The 23473-nt window shown below is 50.9% G+C and carries 17 protein-coding genes and 1 pseudogene; 3 read left to right on the plus strand and 15 right to left on the minus strand.

Annotated features, from left to right (window positions below; all coding sequences use genetic code 11):
* Window positions 1-60 precede the first annotated feature (60 nt).
* The 7 genes from METLU_RS0112315 to METLU_RS0112345 all read right to left on the minus strand — a co-directional run bounded on the left by METLU_RS0112315 (window position 61) and on the right by METLU_RS0112345 (window position 9468).
* On the minus strand, window positions 61-1119 hold the full coding sequence (locus METLU_RS0112315) for a glycosyltransferase family 4 protein (RefSeq protein WP_196806538.1): 1059 nt from the start codon (window positions 1117-1119) through the stop codon (window positions 61-63).
* A 397-nt stretch (window positions 1120-1516) separates the two neighbouring features.
* Complete coding sequence (locus METLU_RS0112320) at window positions 1517-2761, minus strand: MGDG synthase family glycosyltransferase (protein ID WP_027158477.1); 1245 nt, start codon at window positions 2759-2761, stop codon at window positions 1517-1519.
* Between the two features lie 359 nt (window positions 2762-3120).
* The gene (locus tag METLU_RS0112325; protein ID WP_027158478.1) at window positions 3121-4713 is read right to left on the minus strand and encodes a phospholipase D-like domain-containing protein; all 1593 of its coding nucleotides are present in this window, start codon (window positions 4711-4713) and stop codon (window positions 3121-3123) included.
* A gap of 26 nt (window positions 4714-4739) precedes the next feature.
* The gene (locus tag METLU_RS0112330) at window positions 4740-6245 is read right to left on the minus strand and encodes an endonuclease/exonuclease/phosphatase family protein (RefSeq protein ID WP_027158479.1); all 1506 of its coding nucleotides are present in this window, start codon (window positions 6243-6245) and stop codon (window positions 4740-4742) included.
* Between the two features lie 174 nt (window positions 6246-6419).
* Complete coding sequence (locus tag METLU_RS25255) at window positions 6420-8081, minus strand: glycoside hydrolase family 57 protein (protein WP_051299898.1); 1662 nt, start codon at window positions 8079-8081, stop codon at window positions 6420-6422.
* Between the two features lie 5 nt (window positions 8082-8086).
* Window positions 8087-8728, minus strand: a complete 642-nt coding sequence (locus METLU_RS0112340) for a DUF4912 domain-containing protein (protein WP_196806539.1) — start codon at window positions 8726-8728, stop codon at window positions 8087-8089.
* Window positions 8729-9123: 395 nt separating this feature from the next.
* A complete protein-coding gene (locus METLU_RS0112345; RefSeq protein ID WP_027158481.1) occupies window positions 9124-9468 on the minus strand; it encodes a hypothetical protein in 345 nt (114 codons plus the stop codon).
* A gap of 808 nt (window positions 9469-10276) precedes the next feature.
* On the opposite strand from METLU_RS0112345, the gene METLU_RS0112350 reads away from it, so the two are divergent.
* Together METLU_RS0112350 and METLU_RS25260 are read left to right on the plus strand one after the other, a co-directional pair.
* Window positions 10277-13021 (plus strand): Ig-like domain-containing protein, encoded by a 2745-nt coding sequence (locus METLU_RS0112350; protein WP_027158482.1) that lies wholly within the window; start codon window positions 10277-10279, stop codon window positions 13019-13021.
* Window positions 13022-13584: 563 nt separating this feature from the next.
* Entirely contained in the window at window positions 13585-14160 is a 576-nt protein-coding gene (locus METLU_RS25260; protein ID WP_081679095.1) for an Hsp20/alpha crystallin family protein, read from the plus strand.
* Between the two features lie 14 nt (window positions 14161-14174).
* Here the strand turns inward: METLU_RS25260 and METLU_RS29300 are convergent.
* From METLU_RS29300 to METLU_RS0112365, 3 genes and pseudogenes are all read right to left on the minus strand, one after another.
* A pseudogene (locus tag METLU_RS29300) lies at window positions 14175-14316 on the minus strand (IS701 family transposase); the annotation flags it as partial.
* Between the two features lie 27 nt (window positions 14317-14343).
* A complete protein-coding gene (locus METLU_RS0112360; RefSeq protein ID WP_027158483.1) occupies window positions 14344-15057 on the minus strand; it encodes a hypothetical protein in 714 nt (237 codons plus the stop codon).
* Window positions 15058-15100: 43 nt separating this feature from the next.
* Window positions 15101-15781 (minus strand): VOC family protein, encoded by a 681-nt coding sequence (locus METLU_RS0112365; protein WP_027158484.1) that lies wholly within the window; start codon window positions 15779-15781, stop codon window positions 15101-15103.
* 432 nt (window positions 15782-16213) lie between these two features.
* On the opposite strand from METLU_RS0112365, the gene METLU_RS0112375 reads away from it, so the two are divergent.
* Complete coding sequence (locus METLU_RS0112375) at window positions 16214-16930, plus strand: YebC/PmpR family DNA-binding transcriptional regulator (RefSeq protein ID WP_027158485.1); 717 nt, start codon at window positions 16214-16216, stop codon at window positions 16928-16930.
* A gap of 306 nt (window positions 16931-17236) precedes the next feature.
* Here METLU_RS0112375 and METLU_RS0112380 read toward each other — a convergent pair whose 3' ends face one another.
* The 5 genes from METLU_RS0112380 to METLU_RS0112400 all read right to left on the minus strand — a co-directional run bounded on the left by METLU_RS0112380 (window position 17237) and on the right by METLU_RS0112400 (window position 23297).
* Complete coding sequence (locus METLU_RS0112380) at window positions 17237-18310, minus strand: rod shape-determining protein (protein WP_027158486.1); 1074 nt, start codon at window positions 18308-18310, stop codon at window positions 17237-17239.
* Window positions 18311-18909: 599 nt separating this feature from the next.
* Window positions 18910-19638, minus strand: a complete 729-nt coding sequence (locus METLU_RS0112385; RefSeq protein WP_231383597.1) for a response regulator transcription factor — start codon at window positions 19636-19638, stop codon at window positions 18910-18912.
* Entirely contained in the window at window positions 19635-21236 is a 1602-nt protein-coding gene (locus tag METLU_RS0112390) for a sensor histidine kinase (RefSeq protein WP_027158488.1), read from the minus strand. Before METLU_RS0112390 ends, METLU_RS0112385 begins: the two co-directional genes overlap by 4 nt.
* Window positions 21237-21241: 5 nt before the next feature.
* Window positions 21242-21778 (minus strand): hypothetical protein, encoded by a 537-nt coding sequence (locus METLU_RS0112395; protein WP_231383702.1) that lies wholly within the window; start codon window positions 21776-21778, stop codon window positions 21242-21244.
* Between the two features lie 52 nt (window positions 21779-21830).
* Window positions 21831-23297, minus strand: a complete 1467-nt coding sequence (locus tag METLU_RS0112400; protein WP_231383598.1) for a sensor histidine kinase — start codon at window positions 23295-23297, stop codon at window positions 21831-21833.
* Window positions 23298-23473: the final 176 nt, after the last annotated feature.

Here is a 23473-nt window from a genome sequence, read left to right on the forward strand (position 1 = left end):
CTAATATCTGGCGTTGGTGGTTCAGGATCAGCTACTCTGGCTTTTGCCGCTGAACAAACGTTATTTTTCAAGATGCTCAATGACTGAGTGACTTATCATTTGTTTATTCTGTTCAAAAGCCGGGACAAGATTATTAAAAAATTGCTCGGTACAATTGGCCCAGGAATAGTTGAAGGCATAATTCCGGCAATCTTTGGCGTCTAATTGCAAAGCCTTGGTAACCGCCTGTTTTAAATCTTCATCAAGCTTCCCTACCTTATCGCTGGCAATCACATCCACCGGCCCCCTTACCGGAAAGGCCGCGACAGGGATGCCGCTGGCTAATGCCTCCAGCATGACAATGCCGAAGGTGTCGGTGCGGCTGGGAAACACAAACACATCCGCGGCCGCCATATAGTTGGCCAGGTGTTCGCCTGTCTGAAAACCGACAAACACCGCTTCAGGAAATTTGGCTTTAAGTTCTTTCAGCAGCGGCCCATCTCCCACCACAATTTTTGTGCCTGAAATATCCAGGGATAAAAAAGCATCGATGTTCTTTTCAATGGCCACTCTTCCGACAAACATCGAGACAGGGCGAGGCAGTGATATAAAAGCCTTATCCCTTGGATGATAAAGATCCGTATCCACGCCACGGGACCAGCGGACCATGCTGTTTTTAAATCCCCTTGCAATCAGATCCGATTCCACCGAGGGAGTCGCAACCATGATCCTTTTTGCCGGCGCATGAAACCAGCGTAAAAAGCCGTAACTCCACGATACAGGGATTTTAAAGCGCAAATTAACGTATTCCGCAAATAATGTATGAAATGACGTGGTGAAGGCCAGATTCCGGTTAAGGCAATAGCGTCTCGCCGCCATTCCCAATGGTCCCTCCGTGGCAATATGAATGTGGTGAGGATTGAAATCATCCAGTTGCCTTTGCAATTTTCCATAACAGGCAAGCGCCAATCGGATTGAAGGGTAAGTCGGACAGGGCATTGTTTTAAATTGATCCGGCGTAATGAGTTTAACCCGATGTCCTGATCGTTCCAGGGTTGAGCACGTATTTTCGATGGTTGTCACAACGCCATTTATCTGTGGATGCCAGGCATCACTGATGAAGGCAATTCGCAATGTCATAAAGCTCTCCTGGAAGGTGTATGTTTATATCCGTCAACAGTGGAATAGGCGGCCGGCATTCGCCAATCGTGCTGAGTCTTTAAATCAAAACCATGGATCTTCCACTCAACAGGATGGGTTGCCAACCGCCAATGCTATAGCTTGAATATGACCATTTAATGAAACCATGCCGGCAAAAAGCTTTTCGTATCTTTGATCCGAGTACAGGATAAAAAGTCATATCCTGTTAATGAAATAGGCCAAAACGGGTATTTTTGCCGGACTATGTGGTTACTGAAAGTAAAAGTTCAGGCCAAATGAATATTTGCGGCAGAGCCTTTTCAAATCGCCCGCATGGAAAGCCCAGGAGAAACCTGGTTTTTACTTCCAACGCACAGACAGCAGTACGAACTGCCCGCTACTGTTGTTTGCGAAATTTAAAAGTATTGTAAGGGACAGGGCCGGCAATATAGGACCGGCGCTGGCTCTCCGGCCCCGCGGCCAGAGCAATTGCCGCTTGCTGACTTTTGGTCAGTGATAATGCCGGAAGACGGTCTTCGAGCAGCGTATCGACAATGGTTGTCGAAGCCGCTGGTTTGGCAAAGCGCAAAGCATTGGCTTTCATGCGGCTCAGCCTGTCCGGATCCTCCAGCAGCCGCTCCAGTTTGAAAGGCAGCGTAGTCAGGTCATTACACTTAACGGCAATGCCTTCTTCCAATAAATGATCGCTATTTCTTTCCTCTTGTCCGGGGATGGGCGAAACCACGCAGATGGGTAATCCGCAGGCGATAGCCTCGGAGGTGGTCATGCCGCCGGGTTTGCCAATGAATATGTCGGCCATTTTCATCAGCTTGTGCATTTCCTCGGTGTAACCCAGCACCTTAAAGCGGGCGCTTCGGCTGTCGACCAATCGCAGGATGCGCTGTTTCAGTTCATCGTTGTGTCCGCAAACCACCACCGTCTGCGCATCGCTACTCAGGTTGAGCATTCGCTCCGCCATGAACTCGGTAGGTCCCAGGCCAAGAGCGCCCGCCGACAGGAGCAAAACCGGCTTTTCAGGATGCAATCCCAGCCGAAGCCGTTCTTCTGCCCGGTTGACGGGCCGTTGAAAAACGGGATCAATGGGTATGCCGGATACCGTGATTCTTTCGCGGGGAATCCCGAGCATTTCCAGGTGCGCCCTGGTTTCATCGATGGCGACAAAATAGCGATGGAATGCGCGCGACAGCCATTTGGCATGAAAATCCAGATCCGTGACCACAATGGACAGATGCGCTTGCAACTGTTGACTTGCAATGAGATGGGAGATGATGCCGGCGGGCATGGAGTGGGTGCAGACGGTGATATGCGGGTCGAATTCCCGGATGAACCGTACCAGCGGTTTGGTATTGAGCCGGTCTATCATGTGCCGCATGCTGTCCGTGTACCAGGGTTCATCGCTGGTTTTATACCACCAGCCGAGGAAATTGGGCGCGGATCGTACCAGTGATGTGTAAAAGCCGGAATGAAATTCCTGGAACAGCTTGTTGGTGTATTGCAGCGCATCGTTGTTGATGACTTCCGCAACCCGGCCGTCGGCGGCAAAGGATTTCTCCAAAGCTTCGGCCGCTTTGATGTGACCCGTTCCTACACCCGCCGATATGATCAAAACCCGTTTTTTCATTAATATAATGAACCTGTTTGAGTTGTCTGGAACCTGGACAAGATTTTCAATTAGAGGATGTCCAATCCGACTTGTTCCTGGATATCGAGTACAACGGCCTGCCCAGGCTTGCTCAGGATTTTCTTGGCGCCCTTTATTATCAATCCTGACTGACCTGTTATTTGGCTGACCAAGCCAGTGTAACTGATACAAACAGGCGCCAAATACGATCACGAGGGTATTCTCCGAAAACCCGGCCTTAGTCAAAAACAGTTCAATTTCCAACTAACGATTGAGTTATGCCGCGCCGACCGGGCGGCAAACCGATACCGCCGATGCTGCAACTCATCGATGGAGCCCTGTTTGCCCCTCAAACTGATTCAGTAATATACCCTGAATGATCGTTGTATTTGCTCAAACTCATGCAGGTAAGGCTTTGCCACTTCGTGATTGGCGGCCACGACCAGTAGATCATGGGAAAAAACCGAGGTGTTGTACCAGTTAAAACTGCCTTCGATCACTATATAATCATCAATAATGCAGTATTTGGAATGAATCGGGGAATAAGGCACCGGGTGGTCGTCTTGTCCGTAAACCAGCCCCACCGGAATATTGGCAGACTTCAAGCGGTCTATGGCCGGCAGCAACGGGCGGGCCAGTTCTTCGGCCATCGGCCGTTCTATACCGATGCGCCCCTGTCTGGCCAGATGGCCGTTAAGCAGGATATGTACGTTGACGCCCCTGTTATGGGCATGTATCAGAGCATTGACCACGCTGTCATGATGATCCCCCAGCAAGTCGCCGATCAGGAATAATGTCAGTTTGATCGAATGTCTGGCCCGGTGTATTTCGGCCAATATGGCCTGATGAGGCCGGTAAGGCTTGCCGTTAAGCATGACGTGCCGTCCGAAGGTATAGAGCAGGTTGAAGTGGCTTAAAGGATTGATGCCGTATTTTTGATTCATGCCGCCCCGCTGGCTTTGGAAGATATTGTCCAGCAGACGGCAGATGCCTTTGGAATGGAAGGTCATCCCCGATTCCCAATTAGCCCACCAGCGATCGAAGGTGATATTGAATGAACCTAGTATGCAATCCTCGTCATTAAAAATAATGAATTTGGTATGCATATCCGGCTCCACTTCGATCAGATGATGTCTGGGAGTGCAAAACACGCCGATCAATTCAATCCGGGAGCGCTTTAATCGCGCATAGTTGTGGCTATTGGTCAAAGTCATTTTTCGCCAGTCCACGATGCACTGAACCCAAACCCCCTGATGGCTGGCATGAAGCAGATGACTGATAAAATCATGGTCGTCAATGCAATCCACACTGACTTTTATGGTGCACAAGCGTTCAGGATTCTGGTGCTTGCAGCGGATAACCTTGTCGATAAGGTCGTGAATATAACGTTTGGGATGATAAGGATGGTGCTGTTGTCCTTTGGTGAACTTGGGCACCAATTGCAAGGCTTCGAAATGATGGTTATACCAGTCCACATCCCGCTGCAATTCACCGGCATCCAGTTCGTACGTCCGATAGCTGTTGGCTGTGGCCCAATCCGCGGTAATTTTTCGGTACTGCGGCTGGTCTCCCTGCAACTGCTGCGAATCCATGAAGATGTATTCGTTCTGAGAGGCGATGGAGCGCTCATTCAGATGCACAATAAAGGCGAACTTGACGCAGTTGATTGGCCCGAAATGTCTGGAAAACCGGTGGATATAAAAATCCCGTGTACAACGCTTGTGACGATTCCACTGAATATCATAGGCATCGGTATCGACAATGTAGGTTTCACAGACCGCATCGCGGTAGACTTTTAAAATCACCTTTACATTGGCCTGAGCGCCAAAAAACACATCAAAATCTATTTTTCCCCAACGAATATAGAATTTATCATTAAAATCATTAACCCGTTCAAAAGCGCCGCCCAGGTTTCCATGAGTGGGATAGGCACACTGCTCAGCTATCTGCATATCTTTATCCTTGTATCCTATAATTTTTATTTAGGTTCAAAGACCATGAAGTAACCACAATGATCAGAAACCCTCCCATAATCCTGCTCGGTAAACAAAACCCTTGCTGAAGTAACACGCAGCCCGCTGGCTTTATTCAAAAAAATATAATCGATACGGTAATCATCATTCAGATAATCCTGCCAGTGAGGATCGTTGACTCTGAAGATTTTTTCAAACAGGCCCTGCGAATTAGCGGCCAGATACTGGTCTTCATATTGATGGGCATCGACCACCAGATGATAGCCGGCCGATCCGGCGGCAATATTAAAATCGCCGCACAGCAGCGTGGCTTTGACGTGTGCCGACTGTTTGGCATCGGCCCACTCGCACAGTCGTTTAAACTGCTCGGAAAACCCGTTTTCCCACCAGCTTAAATGCGCTGAAAACACATTAACTGACCCTATGTAAGGCACCCTGATTTGCGCCATGACCACTTTTCTGGAGTGAATGTCGTAGACATCATGGCTGCCCGACACATATCTGGCGTCGTGCTTGGTAAGCGGATATTTGCTTAAAATGGCAACGCCCTCACGGTATTTGTCAAATCCCAGATGCGACCAGTCAGTGTGGATATGATAGGGGCTGGCCAGACGGTCATTAATTATCCTGGCGGAGTTGGATTCCCAGTCCCCTGCCCCGTCATTCCAAAGCTCAGCCACTTCCTGTAGACAGACAACATCGATATTCAGTTCTTCAATCGCCCTGGCTATTTGGGAAAACTTATAATCCTGGTTGTCCTCCTGATAACAATGCAGATTAAGAATCAGGATTTTCAGCGGCTCGCGGCTGACCGAATAATTTTTGCCGAAGTTGTTGTCCCAAAAAACCTGGCCGTCGCGCTCAACGGAGATGCTGTATTGCAAGCGAAAAGCCTGGCCGATCCTGAGCCAGCCTTTCCAGATTGCAATCCCGTACTGATTGGGATTTCGGGCATTGCTGAGCGCCTCCTTGTCCCAGTGGTCTCTTTTAAAATGACAGGGGGTTTTATGGGTGTGGCGCCAGTTATCCGTTGTCCAGTGTACGGTCACTTTGTCGGCATCCGTGAACTTGTCTGCCGCTACCGTAACCGGGACGATTTTTTGTCCGTCGTCCAGCTTATTCGCAAAGTCGATATTCAAAACGGGGAGAGCGCAAGTCAGCTTGACGCCTGAATCGGCCTGGCTGGAATAATTCAGTCCCTGATTGTTATCCCAGTACTCGACGCCCGAAACCTGATAGCGCAATCCAAACCGGATATTGCCGGGCAGTGATTTGTCAGGCGCAAGCCTAAAATCCATCCGGGCCTGCCAGTACTCCTTATCGTGTTCCGGCTTGCTGTGCCAGCTTGCGGGCAAAGTCTGCCATACACCATCTTCACCTGCCCAGACCACATCGATCCGCTTGTCATAACTGACGTCTTCGACCCGCGTAAAAAAGCGTAACGTTTGCCGAACGCCTGCCTTTTTTCGGCTAATCACATTTTCAACGTACAGCAGTTGGATTTTGTTCATTCCTTGTCCCCGCGATTCCTGCCATGAAATACAAGCCGGAAGAAAAGATAATCAGGCATGCCGGATCAAAAACCAGCCCCTGACAAAAAATCGAGTGTAAACAGATTGATTAATTTACCACGGAGGGCGCTGTAAAACAGGGTAAAACTTCCTGTTCTTCGTGTCTTCGCAGTCTTAAGCCTTACCTTGATACGGATGAGATTTGGGCCCCGCCCTTACGCTTGAAGACTTGTAATCCCGAAAATCAATGTCCGGAAAAATATTATCCATGATCTCCAGAGCGGTTAAATAGCGCTCGTTAAGTCTGTTCTTGCGAAAACTGTCGTGTAAATAGTTAAATCTGGCCAGATAGTCGGTAATGCGCTTGTTCGCATAGTCGACGGTTGTCCCCGATTTCATGATGAAAGGCCAATCAGATGCTTGGGCCAGCAAAATCGATCTGGCCGCATGATTTAAAGCCCGCCTCTGTAACGGGGTGAGCGTCAAGCCACGAACATCCCGAACCCATTTCTCCATGTCCAGTTCCGCCTTGTGGAGCAAAGGATAAATCCAGTCATTGGCCTCATTTATCCAGTAACCGGAATAGCCTTCATCACCCCAGGTTGATGCCGCGGGTGTAGAAACCTGCGGCGCGGGCTGCTGTGTTAAATAATCGCCGCAACTGATGAGCTCGACGCCGTTGGCGTTTTCACTGGCCAGTCTCAACACGCATTCCAGCCAATAGGCGCCTTCAAACCACCAATGACCGAACAGTTCGGCATCGTAAGGCGCGACAATAATGGGCGGCCTGTCCATGGTGGCGCCAAGCTGATCAATTTGACGCTGGCGCTTGTCGATGAAATCCCGGGCATGTTCGTGCGCCTTCGCCCGTGCCTGCCTCGGATTATAAATGTCCTTAGGCTGGTTCCTGCCGGTCACGCGATGGTACTTGATGCCGGTATTGATACGGGTTTTCCCGTCGAGAATATAGGGGGAGATATAATCCAGCTCCCGCTCAAAACCGATATCGCTATAGTATTCGCGATAGTCCGCATCTCCCGGATAGCCTTCTTTCGCGCTCCAGACCTGCCGTGACGACTCAGGATCACGCCCGAAAGCCGCGACGCCGTTGCCGCAGTCTATCGGCGCATAAACGCCATGACGGGGTTGCGGGCTGGCATCCGTGATGCCGTGGGTGTCGACAAAAAAATACCGGATGCCGGCATCGGCCAGCACGGCCTCCAGACCGGGATAATAGCCGCATTCAGGCAGCCAGAAGCCGGCCGGGGCACAACCCAGATAGGTTTTAAACGTTGCGATGCCCGTATTGATCTGGCTGCGGACTGCGGTTTCACTGACATTGAGCAGCGGCAGAAAACCGTGGGTCGCGGCAGTCGTTATCAACTCAAGCCTGCCGGTGGCCTGATGTTTTTTAAAAGCCGTCAATAAATCGCCTTGATAGCGGTCCTGGTAAGTGTTCAGCGCATTTGAAAAAAAGCGCCGGTACAGCCTTGCCAATTTTTGATACTCCGGCTGCCTGCGGGTTCTGATGATTTCCTTTTCAGCCAATTCGAGCCGGCTATGCAGATATTTCAGATAGCGCGTTTGCAGCAGGTCATCGCGCAGCATGGATATCAGCGTCGGCGACAATGACAGCGTCAGCCGGTAATCCACGTTATCCGCATGTAACCTGTCAAGCACGCCGATAAGCGGCAGATAACATTCGGTGATGGCTTCAAACAGCCAGTTCTCCTCAAAAAAACTGTCATGCTCAGGATGCCGCACATAGGGAAGGTGCGCGTGGAGAATGATGCTCAGGAACCCTTGCCGAGCAGGACGCGATACGCTTTTTACCATCACGGTTATCTGCTGATTCCTCGGCCCGAGGCATTTTTGCTCGCGCCGCATGGAGCGGTGTTTTCATGGTCCTGGTGCCATGTCATCTGCCCATGGGGCGTATGAACGATGTTCGAGTATGCGAAAGCGATAAAGCTATTATCCGAATAACATGTGCCAATGGCAGCTGAATAGGCGGTTTCATCAACTGTCTCTGGTAAGGCTACTTTTTGTTGAGTCTTGGAATCATCAATGGCTATGTCGAACCATGATGCCGTTTCGGCGGTTTCCCGCTCTTCATCGGGCAGCGGATAAATCCTCAAGGTCAGTTGCGTCCTGGAATCATCATCAGACGGGGGAGTTTCCCGGTTTTCCCCAAGGTGCCAGTAGGCATAAAGGTGCTGGGGATCGACGGGCAAAAGCACTAATTCAGGATTGTTGTAAGCTGTTTTCGGGGCAAAGTCCCGGCTGATTTCTTCGCCGATATCCAACAGTTCTCTTGGCGAAAGCCTGATTTTTTCGACAAGTTCCGGCACCTGGCTTGAAAAGCATGGCGCAAAATCCCGACTGATCTCCTGACTTATTCCAAGTATTTCTTCCGTCGATAAATTGATTTTGGAACTATATCCCGAATGCAAAAACGCCACCCCACCAGCCTTAAATGTCACGATTACTTTGTCTAAAATTCATCCGTGCAACTGAATAAATACAGCATAAATACAGCTCGTTTTCTCTTAGGCTGTCTTTGAAGACGCCCCGGGAGAAACAGGCACCCAAGTATACGGAGTAAATTCCGTATGGTCTAGAGCAATTCTCCGGCCTGCAGAACCGTATGATCTGTTTAAACAGCCGATGGCTTTACAAAACAAAAGCAGCGTCCGGTGAGTTATATCTGGTCATATCCTTCTGGCGCAATCCGGATTCGCTCATGACGGAAAGATGCGGGGGTTACAACCGTGCCCGCCTGGAACTTTACAGGACTGCGAAAAAAACCATTATCGGGCCGCCCGTTCATGAGCTTCATATGGACGCTCAACTCATCTTTATCTTGGTTAAATGGGTTTTACAACCTTTCCGCGGTTTGCGCAGCCTGCGCCAGATAACCCGCAATTTCTGAAGCAAGATCAAGATTACGGACAGTCAGTCCAATATCTTCCTCTTCTTGCTGCAATACGACTGATTGCTGTTTTAAGGCGTCAGTAGCTGTTTGAAAAAGCGCGTCATCCAAAAGTGCGAGTGTGTGCAAAACCTGAGATAGATAGGAATCTAATGCCAAATATTCAGTATTCAGTTGAATAAGCGTTACTACATCGGATGTTTCTCTGCTGGCCTGCACAATTAGAACCTCGGCAGCGCGTATGTTGGCTACGATGTCGTTAAGATGCTGTCTTGCAGTAACTTGTTTCATTTTCTAATTCCTCTATCGGTAGCGGGTTACCCATCCAGGATTCGAATTTTCCAGGCGGCTTGACGGGGATCTGATTGCTGCGGGATGTCATGTGCGGCAACTACCTGAAACAGCTTTTCAGACAGCCTAACATTTTTGATTTAGCTGTTTAGTCACTGCCGCTCTCAATTCGAGTTCCATGCCACCCCGTTCACTTTGCTATTGCTTCTGCTGAAACTGTTGACAGCCCGTAGTTCATTTCAGTTCTCGGGAAAAGAAGGCTGAGACCTTTTCTTAAGCCTTATAGATATTGTCCACCGCGTTTTCAATCCGGCTTTTTGGGCACTATTGCCATGGAGATATTGGACAGACTCTTAAGTATTTGTACCCATTGCCTGGTTAAGTAAGAAGCAGAAATAATTACCGATCATAAACATGCACAATAATTTGATAACTGGAAGATATTCGGTTTATCCATGCATGGGTCTCTGCAAGAGAGAGAAAGGAGTAGCCCTGTTGCCTCCTCTGCAAGATTAGGCTTTCGCAAAAGCGGATCAAACAGATGCAGAGGTTAAAAATAAGTTACAGGAAAGATAGTTAGACATTGAAAGATAGTTAGACATTAAAGATTAGTAAAGTACAAACGGCTTTACCTTCGCGTGCGATATAAGTCGGCAGGGAATAAGGCATGCAATGCTATATCGCCGCATGATTACATAACTCACTGAGCGCTAATCAATATTGCCAAAAGCGCTGACCTTATCGAAAGAAGCAGACATTCGGTTTTACCGGACGAGTCTGTTATTACTTGGATTTCTAAGGAGTTAGTATGTCTAGAAAAGCTATTCTTGTCTTACTCCTGGCGATGAGCAGCTTTGCTACTCCGCCCCCTGCGGAGGCCATCGAACAACTGCCTGATTTGTGGAACATTATCCCAGCAGATGAGATGAAGATTGAACAGGCAGAGTCCGGACTGGAGTTCCGTTACACGCACAATATCGCTAACGCCGGCCCAGGCCCTCTCGAGATTCAGCCTAGTTACAACGAGGCCTCTGGTAATTATCAGGGACTCCAGCATATTTACTCGCTCGACGCTGATCAATGGTCGATCTCCAGAAAGATTCGTGTGCCTGGCGCGTTCGAGTTTCACCCAGAACATGGACATTTCCATTTCCCCATGGCAGCCTTCGGACTTTACTCGGTCGCATCGGATGGTGGCGTCGGGGCTCCCGTGGCGCTTAGCCCCAAAATCGGTTTTTGTATTGGCAACTCATTCGCCTATGATAAGACATTGCCGAATTTCGGCGCCTTCCTCAACCAGGGCCCATGTACCGACCCGACCTCTCTGCGCGGGCAAGCCGTCGGTTATGTGGATAATTACGATTATAAGGACCCTGGCCAGTCCATTACACTCCCTACAGATTCCGCCACCGGACAGCCCGGTCTGCCTGACGGCACTTACTGGTTCCGGGCTATCGCCGACCCGAACAATTTTCTCATCGAGGATAACGAGAAAAACAACATTACCGACATCCGGATCGTGATCAAAGACAACACCGTGGTGCAGACGTTTGCGCCCGTCTTCCCGGATTCGACACCGCCCGGTATCGCCATGATATCGCCGGAGGACGGCGACCACCTGTTTGGCACAATCTCTCTCAGAGTGAATACGCAGACAACCAGCAAGGCCGGCGTGCAGTATCTCCTCGATGGCGCCCCCCTGGGCATGGGTACCTCACCACCGGATTATCCCTTTGCCTGGGACACGACGACGGTAACGAACGGCAGCCATTGGCTCGCTGCCCAGATCACCGATGCGGCGAACCGCACCGGCACCTCAACCGTCGTGGAGGTGCTGCCTGCGGCCCAGGGCGAGTCGGATACCACCTCGCCGACCATCACATTAACTGATCCTGAGGCTGATTCAACCGTATCAGGCATTGTTCAGGTCGCTGCGACCGCGACCGACAATATCCACGTCTCGAGAGTACAGTTCTTTATCGACAATAAGCCGCTGGGTTCCGCAGTGACCAGCCCGCCCTTCATGACCCGATGGAACACGAAGGCAACGGCCGACGGCCCGCATACGCTGACCGCCTCGGCCAGCGACGCGGCCGGCCATACCGGCCATACCGACAATGCGGGCAAATTGGCAAAAATGACCGTCACTGTAGACAATTCTGCGCCGCCGCCTAATCTTATCGGAAAAGATGCCGCTGTTGCCCAAAACGGATCTGGAGCAATAACCACGCCCCCATTTTCCACCACGAGATCGGGAGATTTGCTTCTTGCTTTCGTTGCCTACGATGGTCCGCCCAACCAAGCGCAGACAGCTACGGTAAGGGGTGCCGGCCTGCCCTGGAAGCTGGTTAAACGCAGCAATACCCAAGGCGGCACATCAGAAATCTGGTCGGCGCGAGCGTCTGGAGTGCTGACCAATGCCATTATCACGTCAACACCTGAGCACGGTGCTTATGATGGCTCGCTTGCTGTAGGTGCATTCACCAACGCCGCCGGCACAGGCGTTCAGGGCGCCACAGGCGCTTCGTCCGGCGCCCCGGATATCCCTCTGCCCGGCATAGAGGCCGGTAACTGGGTATGGGCGGTCGGCAACGACTGGAGCGGTGCAGTCGCCAGAAAGCCGGTGGATGGACAGGTGATTGCCCACCAATGGGTCGATACGGCAACAGGCAATACCTTTTGGGTGCAATCGACCGCCGCGCCGTCCGATGCCCTCGGCCTGGTCGACATCCATGACACCGAGCCGACCGGTAATCGCTGGAACTACGCCGCTGTGGAAATCGTCGCAACAACATCCCCCCCCAAGACCGATGGCGGGACGGAGCCGCCTCCCCCCGTTAAAGGCACGCCACCGCCTAGAGATACCGACTCGCCGGGAGGAAAGCCCCCTCTCCTTAGCACGGCCTCTTTTGACGGAACTACGCTAACAGTTCCGGTCGTCAATGTCGGCAGCCAAAAATTCCGTGCAGCGCTGAGGCTCGTTACACTCGCAGGCAGTCCGACCGGCTATGGCTTCGTGCTGAACAGCGCCGTACCGACGACAGCATCTTCGGAGCATCCGGCAACGTATAACAGTGGAACCGGGAAAGTGCTGATACCGTCGGTAGATGTGATAGAAAACGGCGCCAAGACAAGCTCGAAAAATGCTCAATTGACGCTATTAGCAGGCTCTGATCCCATGCGGTTTATCCTGGAAGAGCCCGGCTTTCCGAATATTTCGCATACAGCCTCTTTCTCTTTTGACAGCAATATTCTGACCTTGCCGGTTGTTATTGTCGGCAATCAAAAATTTCGGGCAATCCTGAGACTCATCAATCTCCCTGGCAGCCCGACCGGCGCTGGTTTCATGCTGGAAACCGCTGATCAGACCGCGGCAACTTCGGATGATGCCGTGACTTTTATCCCTGAAACCGGGAAAGTCATTCTGCCTTTTGTAAAACTGATAAAAAATGGCGCCAGCCAAGGCCCGGTAAGCGCCCAAATGGTATTGGTAACAGGCTCTGATCCATTGCAGTTTAGCTTGACCCGCTATGCCCCTGCCGCCAAAAAATAATAATAGCCACTAAGCCGGCAATGATGCCCGAAGATTGCTGGTTTCCTGTCAATAAGGCCATGCCGGTAAAAAGGCGCCTTTCGCACCCGGCGCCACCTGGTCAGCAACCATTGTAAAGCTTTCACCTTTAGTGCCGGCCTTCCTGTGCCGCCTTCACAACACGTGCTTGCAACGGCTGGCATCGCCTGCACCGACAGGCTACCGTTGAAGGAACAGCCTGCCTCGTCGCTTCTTTCAAGATAAGCCAATAGCGGGTATGACGTCTGTTACACACGCCCAATACTTTTCCCTTTCGTCTTCCGGATTCTGAATAGGTATTGGGACGAATTCCTTTTTTTGGAGAAAGTGATAATAATTTTGGAATACATTAAGCATCTTGCAGTGTACGGATAGGCCATACAGATCTATTAAGCGTTCAGATGAGGCAAGCCAGACTAAGCACTTGATGGCTGGCCAGGAGCGGAAAGCGTAGTTACAAGAAATGATCGTCGTATAGTGAACGCCTGCTGATTCTGGATTCTTCAGTGGCTATTACATAGTGATTGAATTTTTTGGAGACCCTCATGAATAGTAGCAAACCTAGTACAGAAAAGAGTACCGGCGAAGTCAATGTACAAAAGAATACGGGTGGATCTGATACCCAACAAGGTACGCAGCAGCAAGGGCAGCAAGGCATGCAGCGATCATCGGGCAGAGGTCTGATGTCATTTGATGAACTCGATAATTTGTTTGATGACTTTTTATCGCGCAAATGGCCTCGATTGTTTGACTGGAATTTTCCCATGGGTCAGGAGAGAGGCTTGGGTTTGGGGATGGCAAGAGGCTTTCCCAAAGTCGATATCGTGGATCGCGACAACGAAATCGAGGTTCAGGCGGAACTGCCCGGCATTAAAAAGGAAGATCTGGATGTGTCAATCAACAATCAGATCATGACCATCCGTGCCTCCACCAAAGAGGAAAAAACGCAGGAAGGCCGGTATTTACGCCGAGAAATATCGCGAGGCGAATATCAGCGCACCTTATCCTTGCCCGACAATGTCGATACTGAAAATGTCAAGGCGTCGTTTAGCGATGGGATATTAAGAATTACCCTTCCAAAGACAGCACAAAGCCAGCGCAAATCTATAGAAATACAGTAGCTTAATCGCTGAGGTTACGCAGCCCGCCGGGCCTGGAGTTCAGTATAAGCCCGGCGGGACAGCTTTAATGAAACGCTTTGCTCTCAGCCTGGAATGGCTCGCTTTGTGTTTCAACGCCAGGCATTCCAACTTGAATACAGCATAAATGGAGCAACCGGCTCGATTTGAACGGCAGATAGCGCATTAGTCCGCCTCACAGATACTGCAATTGATCAGCCTGACCGGATGTGCCTCGTCATGCGCCTTGTGCTTTTTCATGATCTTTTCTTTTAACTGCTCTGCTTCCGTCTGGAGGCGGGAATTGATTATTTCTTCCAATGCCGCCCTGGCTTTATCCCCGGCCTCGTTTTCGTTCATGCCCTCGCCGCATGCTTCGGGCTGAAAACCCGCCGGGCTCCAGGTCCGGTTTTTTTCTTCGATGTACCGGTTGGTGATTTTCTCATGGTCATTTTCATGGTCCAGCGCCGCCTTGGTCCAATCGGCATTTTCCTGGGAGCAAGCCGGTGAAACTTGGTTTTTTGGAGTCCACCGAAGAATGTCCTTCGTGATTGATGAGTAAAAATTAGCCTTGAGGTCAGCGGGTTTAACACAAACCTGATAACCGTTACTGACGGGTTTCGACTGGGTGATTCTATATGTCCACCCGGAGTGATAGTTGACATAGAAAGTCGCATAACCGGCCCATCCGGCCCACTCAGCATGGTATACCCCTTGGGAATCCGCTGGCCCGTTTTGCAAAAGATGAGCATGGAACCCCACGCAGGGTCCAGTGAATGTATTTTGGGGATGATTTACGGTTCCAGTTGATTGCGCCCGCCCCGGATAAGCGCCGATGGCTGAAAGACACAGGAGCACGAAAATACCGGCGCGACGAATTTCCAGACTTCTTGTAATCATGTGCACCTGCCCTCCTCCTGAATAACGAAAGTATAACGCGGAGCTAACCGGCCTGCGGCGCATCTGGATTGAGCGAAAAGCCAGGGGCGCTCAGCTGCCGCATACCCGCGGCTGTCTGAATGTGGGCAACAAGATACGGCTTTTGGTCTGGCGGCAGTTCACAGACACGAAAATCACCGTCAAAACCGATGGACCCAAGCATGTTAATGACCTCCTGAGGTTCCGGATGAAATCCTTCAAGGCGCACAAGCGCACATCCGCTTTCCTGCAGCGTAGCAGCCGGATGCCCCCCGGCGGTCCATTGGATGAGAGTCGGCGCAATCCCATACAGAGGCAGGCTGCCGTCCGCAGGCAGGGTTATCAGCCAGTTCAGTTGGCCACGGCTCATGGGCTCGACCTCGCTCAAAGGTATTGGCGAAGCCGTTGTCGCTGCATGGATGTCGTCCGTGCGGGCAACCCATGTAGCCAGCCGAACGGGTTGAGACGGATCAGGTTCGTCGAGCTGAAACCAGCGCGGCCGGACTGGCCGGGGAGCGTTCGGATTTATGGAGATGACTTCGAGATAGCGCTTTTCTCCCAATTTCAGCAAACAGTTATGAGTGCCCATGCGAGGATGCTCGCCGCCAACTTGCGGGTTCACCCCAAGCGTCTGCCGGACGTATTCCGCGCCGAGTTCCAGCGAAGGGGCTGTAATGACTATGTGATCCATGTGCGATCGGATCATGGCGTGCCTCCTGGACAAACAATTATAAGTTTCCGTATAGCTACCCAATTCAACGCTTCAATAGACAGACATCGGTGATCAAAAATCAATTTATTAGCGCTATATCATGCGTTCTATAACGTTTGACCTGATGATTCGCATTTTTTTTGACTGATGTTAGGCACGGGTAATTTTCATCCCGTTTGCCGTGCCGAACACCGGCGCTTTTAACAGCGACAGGCCAGGTTGATAAACCCGGCATTTCGGTCGCCTATGCTGGGTTTCCGCTAAAGCTCCAACCCAGCCTACATCGGACGATGTAGTGCAATGAACTCATGCGGCATGACCGAGAATTCCTGACAGGCAGCATTGTTTGGAATTCATCAGTTTCCTATGCCAACACTTATCTGTAAAATCTGCGGCTTTATTATTTTCATTTGGAGCAGCAGCAAAATGGGTAGAGCCTATCAAAACCGTAAAGTATCCATGGCCAAAACGGCTGATGCCAAGGCGAAGGTCTACAGCAAATATGGCCGTGAGATCTATGTATGCGCTAAATCCGGAGGCATAGATCCATCTGGAAATCTGGCACTGCGCGGTTTGATCGAGCGCGCCAAGAAAGACCAGGTCCCTGCCCATGTTATCGAGAAAGCCATCGACAAGGCTAAAGGCGGCGGCGGCGAAGATTTCGAGCTTGCGCGGTATGAAGGCTTTGGCCCGGGAGGGTGCATGGTGATCATAGATTGCCTGACCGACAACCCTAACCGTACTTTTGGCGATGTGCGCCAGTGTTTCACCAAAACAAAATGTAAAATCGGCACGCAAGGCACGGTCAGCCACATGTTTGACCATGCTGCCATCCTGGCGTTTAACAATGCCGACGAGGATGCGGTTCTTGAGGTGCTGCTTTCGGCCGATGTCGACGTTACCGATATTGAAAGCGATGAGAGGAAAGTCACCGTGTTCACGCCTCAAGCCGACTATTTCAAAGCCAAACAGGCTTTATCGGATTCTTTTGGTGAGATTGATTTTGAGGTGGACGAAATTCAGTTTCTGCCAAGAACTACCACGACAATTAGCGGTGATGATCTTGCGTTGTTTGAGAAGTTTTTGGATATGTTGAATGATCTGGATGATGTGCAGAATGTTTATCACGATGTCGAGTTTTGACAGCGTTGTCCGCCTTATCAGCCGTGTGCACGGCTGATAAAGCAGACAGTCAGCAATCGATAGTTTCGATAAGGTTGAAAGTCTCACAGCGACCCTAAGCGATCAGTGAGTTTTGCTAATCATGTCTACTGAAGGGTATTACTCCAATCGCTCAATGAGTCGAAATCGCTTTGCCTCCAGCATTCATTGCCTCGGCTCTAGCAGTTGCCCTTGTATTCAGTGCGGCTCGGCCTTTGTATACTGACTCTGCGCGTACTTGTCCAGGCTCCTCGATAAGACGATCGATTATGAAGTCGAACAGCCTATCTATCTGATTAAAGCCGGTGTAGCCGCGTTACACAGAGAAAAAGCAGAGACTCCTTTTTTACCCATCATTTCCAGCACCCTACCGCTGCCGCGAGCGGCGCAGGTAAGCGGGTCATCTGCGATAAATACGGGCAAACCGGTTTCTTTGGCAATCAGTCGGTCAATATCTTTCAACAGCGCGCCACCTCCAGTCAGATAGATCCCGCGGTCTGAGATATCAGCGCCCAGATCGGGCGGAGTTCGCTCAAGTGCAGTCTTAACGATGCTGACGATAGCGGATAACGGCTCCTGTAACGCTTCGAGAATTTCATTGCTGTTCAGCACAAAACCATGCGGCACGCCCCTGGTCAGATTATGCCCAATCACTTCAATTTCCTTGACCTCGCTACCGGGGCAGGCAACGCCGATTTCGATCTTGATTTTTTCGGCGGTCGGTCCGCCGATTAATGTGCCATAGTTACGGCGTATAAAGTTGATGATTGCGTTATCGAAACGATCGCCTCCAATCCGTATCGATGCTGAATACACGATGTCGCTGATTGAAATCACCGCGACTTCGGACGTGCCGCCGCCAATGTCAAGTACCATCGAGCCGATGGTTTCATGGACCGGAAGCCCCGCACCGATAGCGGCGGACATCGCCTCCTCGATCAAAAACACTTCCCGCGCGCCTGCTATGATGGCGGATTCGCGGATCGCCCGGCGCTCGACCTGGGTCGAGCCGGAAGGCACACAGATCGAAATACGTGGACTCGAACGCAAAATTTTACTTTTTTGCACTTTTTCGATAAAAAAGCGCAGCATGCGTTGGGTGACCGCAAAGTCTGCGATCACGCCGTCTTTCAACGGATGAATGATGGTAATGTTGCCGGGCGTCCGGCCGACAAAGCGTTTAGCATCAGCGCCGATGGCCGCTATCGACTGAGTGCCGCGGACTTTATCTTTCTTGAAGGCGACGATCGAAGGTTCATTCAGGACGATGCCTTGTCCCGCAATATAGATTAAGGTGTTGGCAGTTCCAAGGTCGATGGACAGATCGCTAGAAAAGGCGCCACGAATTTTTTTGAATAGCACTGAGGATGGTTCCTGTTAGGAAATAAATAGGACCACTTTATCAATCAATCGGGTATTAGCAGGTAAGTCAAAACTCATTTGGACGAATGTTTTTCACAATCATCTGTATCCGATATCGATTTATTACATATTGACTATATAAAGGCATCAGACAGGGGATTTTGGTCGGTTTTTATGGTTTTTCTCAACCTACTAACAACAAACGGATGGGTATTATCAAAGAGCACGCTTAGCCAGAAACATTAAAAATACCGGATTCTTACAAGTAAATTTTGTTATGCAATTAGCGATAATACTGATTCAGATGGTTTAGATGATTCATTAAAACTAGACACAAATTTTGCATCTGTCAACAAAAGTGCCTTATTAAAGGTGCATATTTCTAATTGAGTTTTGCAGGATATCAACAGACGGTTCGCTGTCAATCATAAAACTGCTTCTCATCTGTAACTATTGTCTGTTTAACCAAATCTGCTGTTTGCACTTTTCTCGGCTTGTTATAAATCCCTGCATTGCGGTTACATTTTGTTTATGTGCCATCTTGCCTGTAACCCAACGCTTTTTGACAGCCGAGGTCTTGGCTGAAAGCAGGCTCGAATCTAGGAAGCGTCCATTTTGTAGCCGAATCCACGCACGGTCTTGAGAAGTTTCAGCTCATAGTCGTCATCGATCTTGCGCCGCAATTGGCGAATGTAGACATCCACCACATTGGTCAATGGATCGGCGCTGTAGCCCCATACCTGCTCCAGAATCCGGGTGCGGCTCAGCATCTTGCCCGGCATGCGCATGAAGCATTCCAGCAGGGCAAATTCCTTGGGCGTCAGGTCGATTAATGCATCCCCGCGCCTGACTTCATGGGTTTCAATATTCAAGGCCAGATCGGCTATCCGCAATTCCTTGGTTTCCGGTTTGATCTCAACGCCACGGCGGCGCATCAGCACTTCGATGCGCGCCAGCAGTTCCTCGAATGCGAAGGGCTTGGTCATATAATCGTCGGCGCCGGAGCGCAGGCCGGCCACCTTGTCCTGTACCGTATCCCTGGCCGTCAGCATCAGAATCGGCGTATCGACGCCATTGCTGCGCAAGCGCTCGCAAATCTCCCGGCCATTAAGATCAGGCAGGCCCAGATCCAGGATGATGACCTGAAATTGCCCCTCGGTGCCCAGCGGTATGGCCTCATGCCCGCTGCGGGCCACCTCTACGGCGTAGCCTTCGGCCTTCAGTCCTCGGCGGACAAAATCGGCAATGCGCTCATCGTCTTCCACCAGCAGCACGCGCATATAACCAGTGCTTAAGAGGCTGTCGTGTTTAAAGTATTTCTCGTTCATATGGCATTATCCTGTTCTGCCGAAATTAGCGGCAGCGTTACCGTAAACTTCGAGCCTGAATTTTCGGTGCTGGTTACGGTGATGCGCCCACCGTGCGCTTTCATGATCGACTTGGCCATGGGCAAGCCCAGGCCTGTGCCATCGTCCCGCAGATGCTGCGCATTTTTGCTGCGGAAGTTACGGTCGAAAATACGCTCCAGATCCTGGGCGGGTATGCCGATGCCCTGATCGCTGACGCTGAGGCATGCCTCGCCGCCGTCTGTCGACAAGTCGACCGCGATGTGCCCGCCCGGATTCGAATATCGGCAGGCATTGTCGCCCAGAATGAACAACATCTGCCGAAGCCGCTGTTTGTCGCAGAGCACCCACACCGGTTCAGCAGGCGCATTCAGGGAAACGGAAATCGAGTTTTCCTGGGCCATGACCTGAAAATCCTCGACAGTGCCGGCCACCAGTTCGGCCAGATCCATCCTGTCCCATTCAAATTGCATGTTGGCGGTTTCGGCGCGGGCAAGAAACAACAGATCGTTGACGTATTTCCCCAGCTGCATCGACAGTTCGGCGATCCGCTGCAAAGCGTCCCTGTACGCTTCGGCATCCAGTTCGTCTTCCCGCAATGTCACCTCCGCCTCGCCGCGAATGACGGTAATCGGCGTGCGCAGTTCATGACTGATGTCGGCTAAAAACTCACACCGCTCAATATCCATGCGTTTTAATTCTTCATTCAATTGATGCAGTTCGAAGGTGCGTTCAGCCACTTTTTTCTCCAGCACGGCGCGTCCCTCGCGCAGTTTTTCCTGCTGAAGCTCCAGCTTCTGAGCCATTTCATTGAAGTGCGCGGCAAGATAGGCGAATTCATCACGCGTATCGAGGGCAATGCGATGAATCAGATTGCCCGAGGCTATTTCGTCGGTGCCGTTCATCAACGCTTCGATAGGCTTCCTGACGCCGCGAAAGAGCAATACGCCGGACGCGAGGCTAAACAACGCCGCGATCAATGAAGCCAGGATGGCAAGCCAACGCGACTGGGCAAGCAATCCTTCCAGTTCTTCCTTGGCTTGTCTGGCCTTTTCCCGTTCAGCATCGATGGCGGCATCAATCAATGGCTGAAATTTTCCGTCGATTTCCTCTTTCGAAAATTTCGATAGCGCAAGCACTGCCATATCGCGTTTGCCCTGCTGATGCAACCGTTCAACTTCATCGAACCGATATTCGCTGGCTTCCAGGAAAGCGGTGAAACGGGCAACCCTTTCCAGTTCCGCCCGATTGTCCCGCCAATCTTCAGTAGAATCCCCGGCATCCTGCGTGTTTATCGCGGTGTTTCTGAGTTCATCCATCGCTTCGTAGAGATGCTGTTTGGATAATTGCACACCGGTTTCCGCAACTGGATTTTCCGTTATCAGCCGATCCATGCGCTGTTTGAAGTGACGATAAGCCTCCTGAGACAGTTGCTCATAATGATCGAAAGTCTCATACGCCGTTTGGCTGCGCTGAAAATACAGTTCAACCCGGTTTGACCCCCAATGGAGTATAAACCCCAGAAACAGGACAAAACCAAACGAGACAGCGATAACTACCGCCAATCGGAAACGAAACATACGGTCTAATTTTCGTCGACGCTCTCGCTCTCATCCATTTGCTTTTCCATGGATCTGATGGCTTCCAGCTTTTCCCGCAGCAGCCGGTTTTCATCTTTCCTTGATCCTTTTGAATCATTCGATTCAAGCACGGTCTGGGATTTTTTTTGTCTGCTTTCCACGGAGCCGGACCTTCTCGACCCACTGTTCATGCGTTTTAAGGCTTCCGTATTAATGGAAACAAATCTCTGCAGACGCGAGTCGGACAGGTATCCCGGCGGAATCGTGTCCACCCCTCTCAGAACTTTAGAAATCGAACCGCAGGAATCGGAAAGCAAACGGCCCACCATAAGGTGTAACTGAACGCCGGGATCGCGCGATCCTTTCTGACGTTTCACTAATGTCCGACACATATCGGCGCGCGATGAGGCCGACATGTGGGCCATGTTGTCACCAAAAGTAAGAAGTTCTTCATAATCTGACCGGGCATAGGGATCGCTGTAACTGTTTAAAAATCCGCCCCTCATACCGGAATTGAGCTGGGCGCACCCGGTCATCAGCATCAAAGCTGACGCCAGGCTTATTAATCGAATAGGTAATGACAACATAGATTCCTCAGGCCTCTCCGGTTAGCGGTATTTGAACCCGGACGCGGGCCCCACATTCATCTTCTCTTGAGTCAATAATATCGACTCTCCCCTGATGATTGGCGACATATTCCTTGACCATAGCCAGCCCCAGGCCGGGGCCATCCGCATGATCGCTACTTTGGGCGGCCTTGCCGCGATAAAACGGTTCGAAGACATGCGAACGCTCGTCAGGGCCGATGCCCGGTCCTTCGTCCTCGATTTCCAATTCCATCTGCATGCCCGCATCGCGAAGCATGATGCGTATTTCGCCATCCATCGGCGAGTATTTCACAGCATTGGAAATCAACTGTTCGATAATGCCTCGTAACTGCTCATGGACTCCGGAAATCTCGACCGGCCGGACCAGTTTCTTCAAAACGATCGCTTTGGCTTGCAGAAGGGGCTGAAACTCCCCGATGACGGACTCCAGCAAGTCTTTCATATTGACGGTATTTTTCAGTTTCATTTCCGGCATCGAGTTGATCTGGCTATAGCGAACCAGCTCCTCGGACACGGTTTTCAGCTTTTCACTGTTGGCGCACAGGGTCAGCGCGATCTCCTGCCGCGCCCTGTCTGATTCATGCTCCGCCGCGTCCGCAAGCCGTTGCGCGTCTTCGCGGATGCTCTCCAGCGGCATCTCGATCTCGCGGGCAACGTTGTGCATGAACTGCTGCTTCGAAACCTCCAGTTCCATTAAATGCGTCCGCAGCCATTCCAGGCGATTGCCGAGATAGCGCAGGTCCGAAGGGCCTGTGACCAGGATGGGCTCCGCGAGATTTCCTGATCCGAGGCGGCGAATGGAGACATCCAGCTGCCGCATTGAACGCGAGAGCACGACCAGCAGTATTACAATGAAGATCACCGAGATCAGCAACAGGACCGCGCCCTTGATCAAAAGCCCTTGTTCAAGGGATTCGGACTGCTGGCGCAATTCATTGAATTCATGGTCGACATGACTCTCGAATTCGCGCGAAAGCGTATTGGAGGCTTCCCGCAATCCCTGGAAAGCCTCATCAATCGGCAATTCGGGATTATTCTCACCCGCCGCACCCATGATCTGTTGATAAATCAGATTTTCCTTTTCCGATAATTCGTTGACCAGCAGAGCGATTTTGTTATCCACATGCAATTTCAGCAATTCGCTCAAGCCTTGCTTGAACGATGCCCGCGCATTTTCGTACGATTGCTGTTCATAAGGCTGGCGCAGAGCCGGGTCCGACAGCAGAACGAACAGTCTGGCTTTTCGCTCGATATCGGAAGCTTTCTGCAAAACCTGGCGGATGGTCTTGGTCTGTTCGAAGACCTGGAAATTGATGGTCCTGCCCAATGTCGCCGTGTCGCGCATGGCATAAGCCGCGTACATCACGTCCAGAAAAAGAGGAATAACCGCAACGACAAAGCCCAGAACGATAAGCGATTTCAGCGACAGGAGGTTTTTGAACTTCAGCCGCATAAAAGCGGATGCAAACCATCTTGATAGTATTGATAAATCCGGTTTTCTAAAATTTTCTTGAATAAAGGCGGTAATGGACTCTTTCATTGATTTTTGTGTTGGATCGTCAAAAGTAACCTCGCTTTCCGATAATCCATTCGAGACGCCGGAGCGGCATGGAAGTCTGTTTTCCGGCA

Origin of the sequence: Methylobacter luteus IMV-B-3098, assembly GCF_000427625.1 — a bacterium.
In the GTDB taxonomy this organism is placed as follows: Bacteria; Pseudomonadota; Gammaproteobacteria; order Methylococcales; family Methylomonadaceae; genus Methylobacter; species Methylobacter luteus.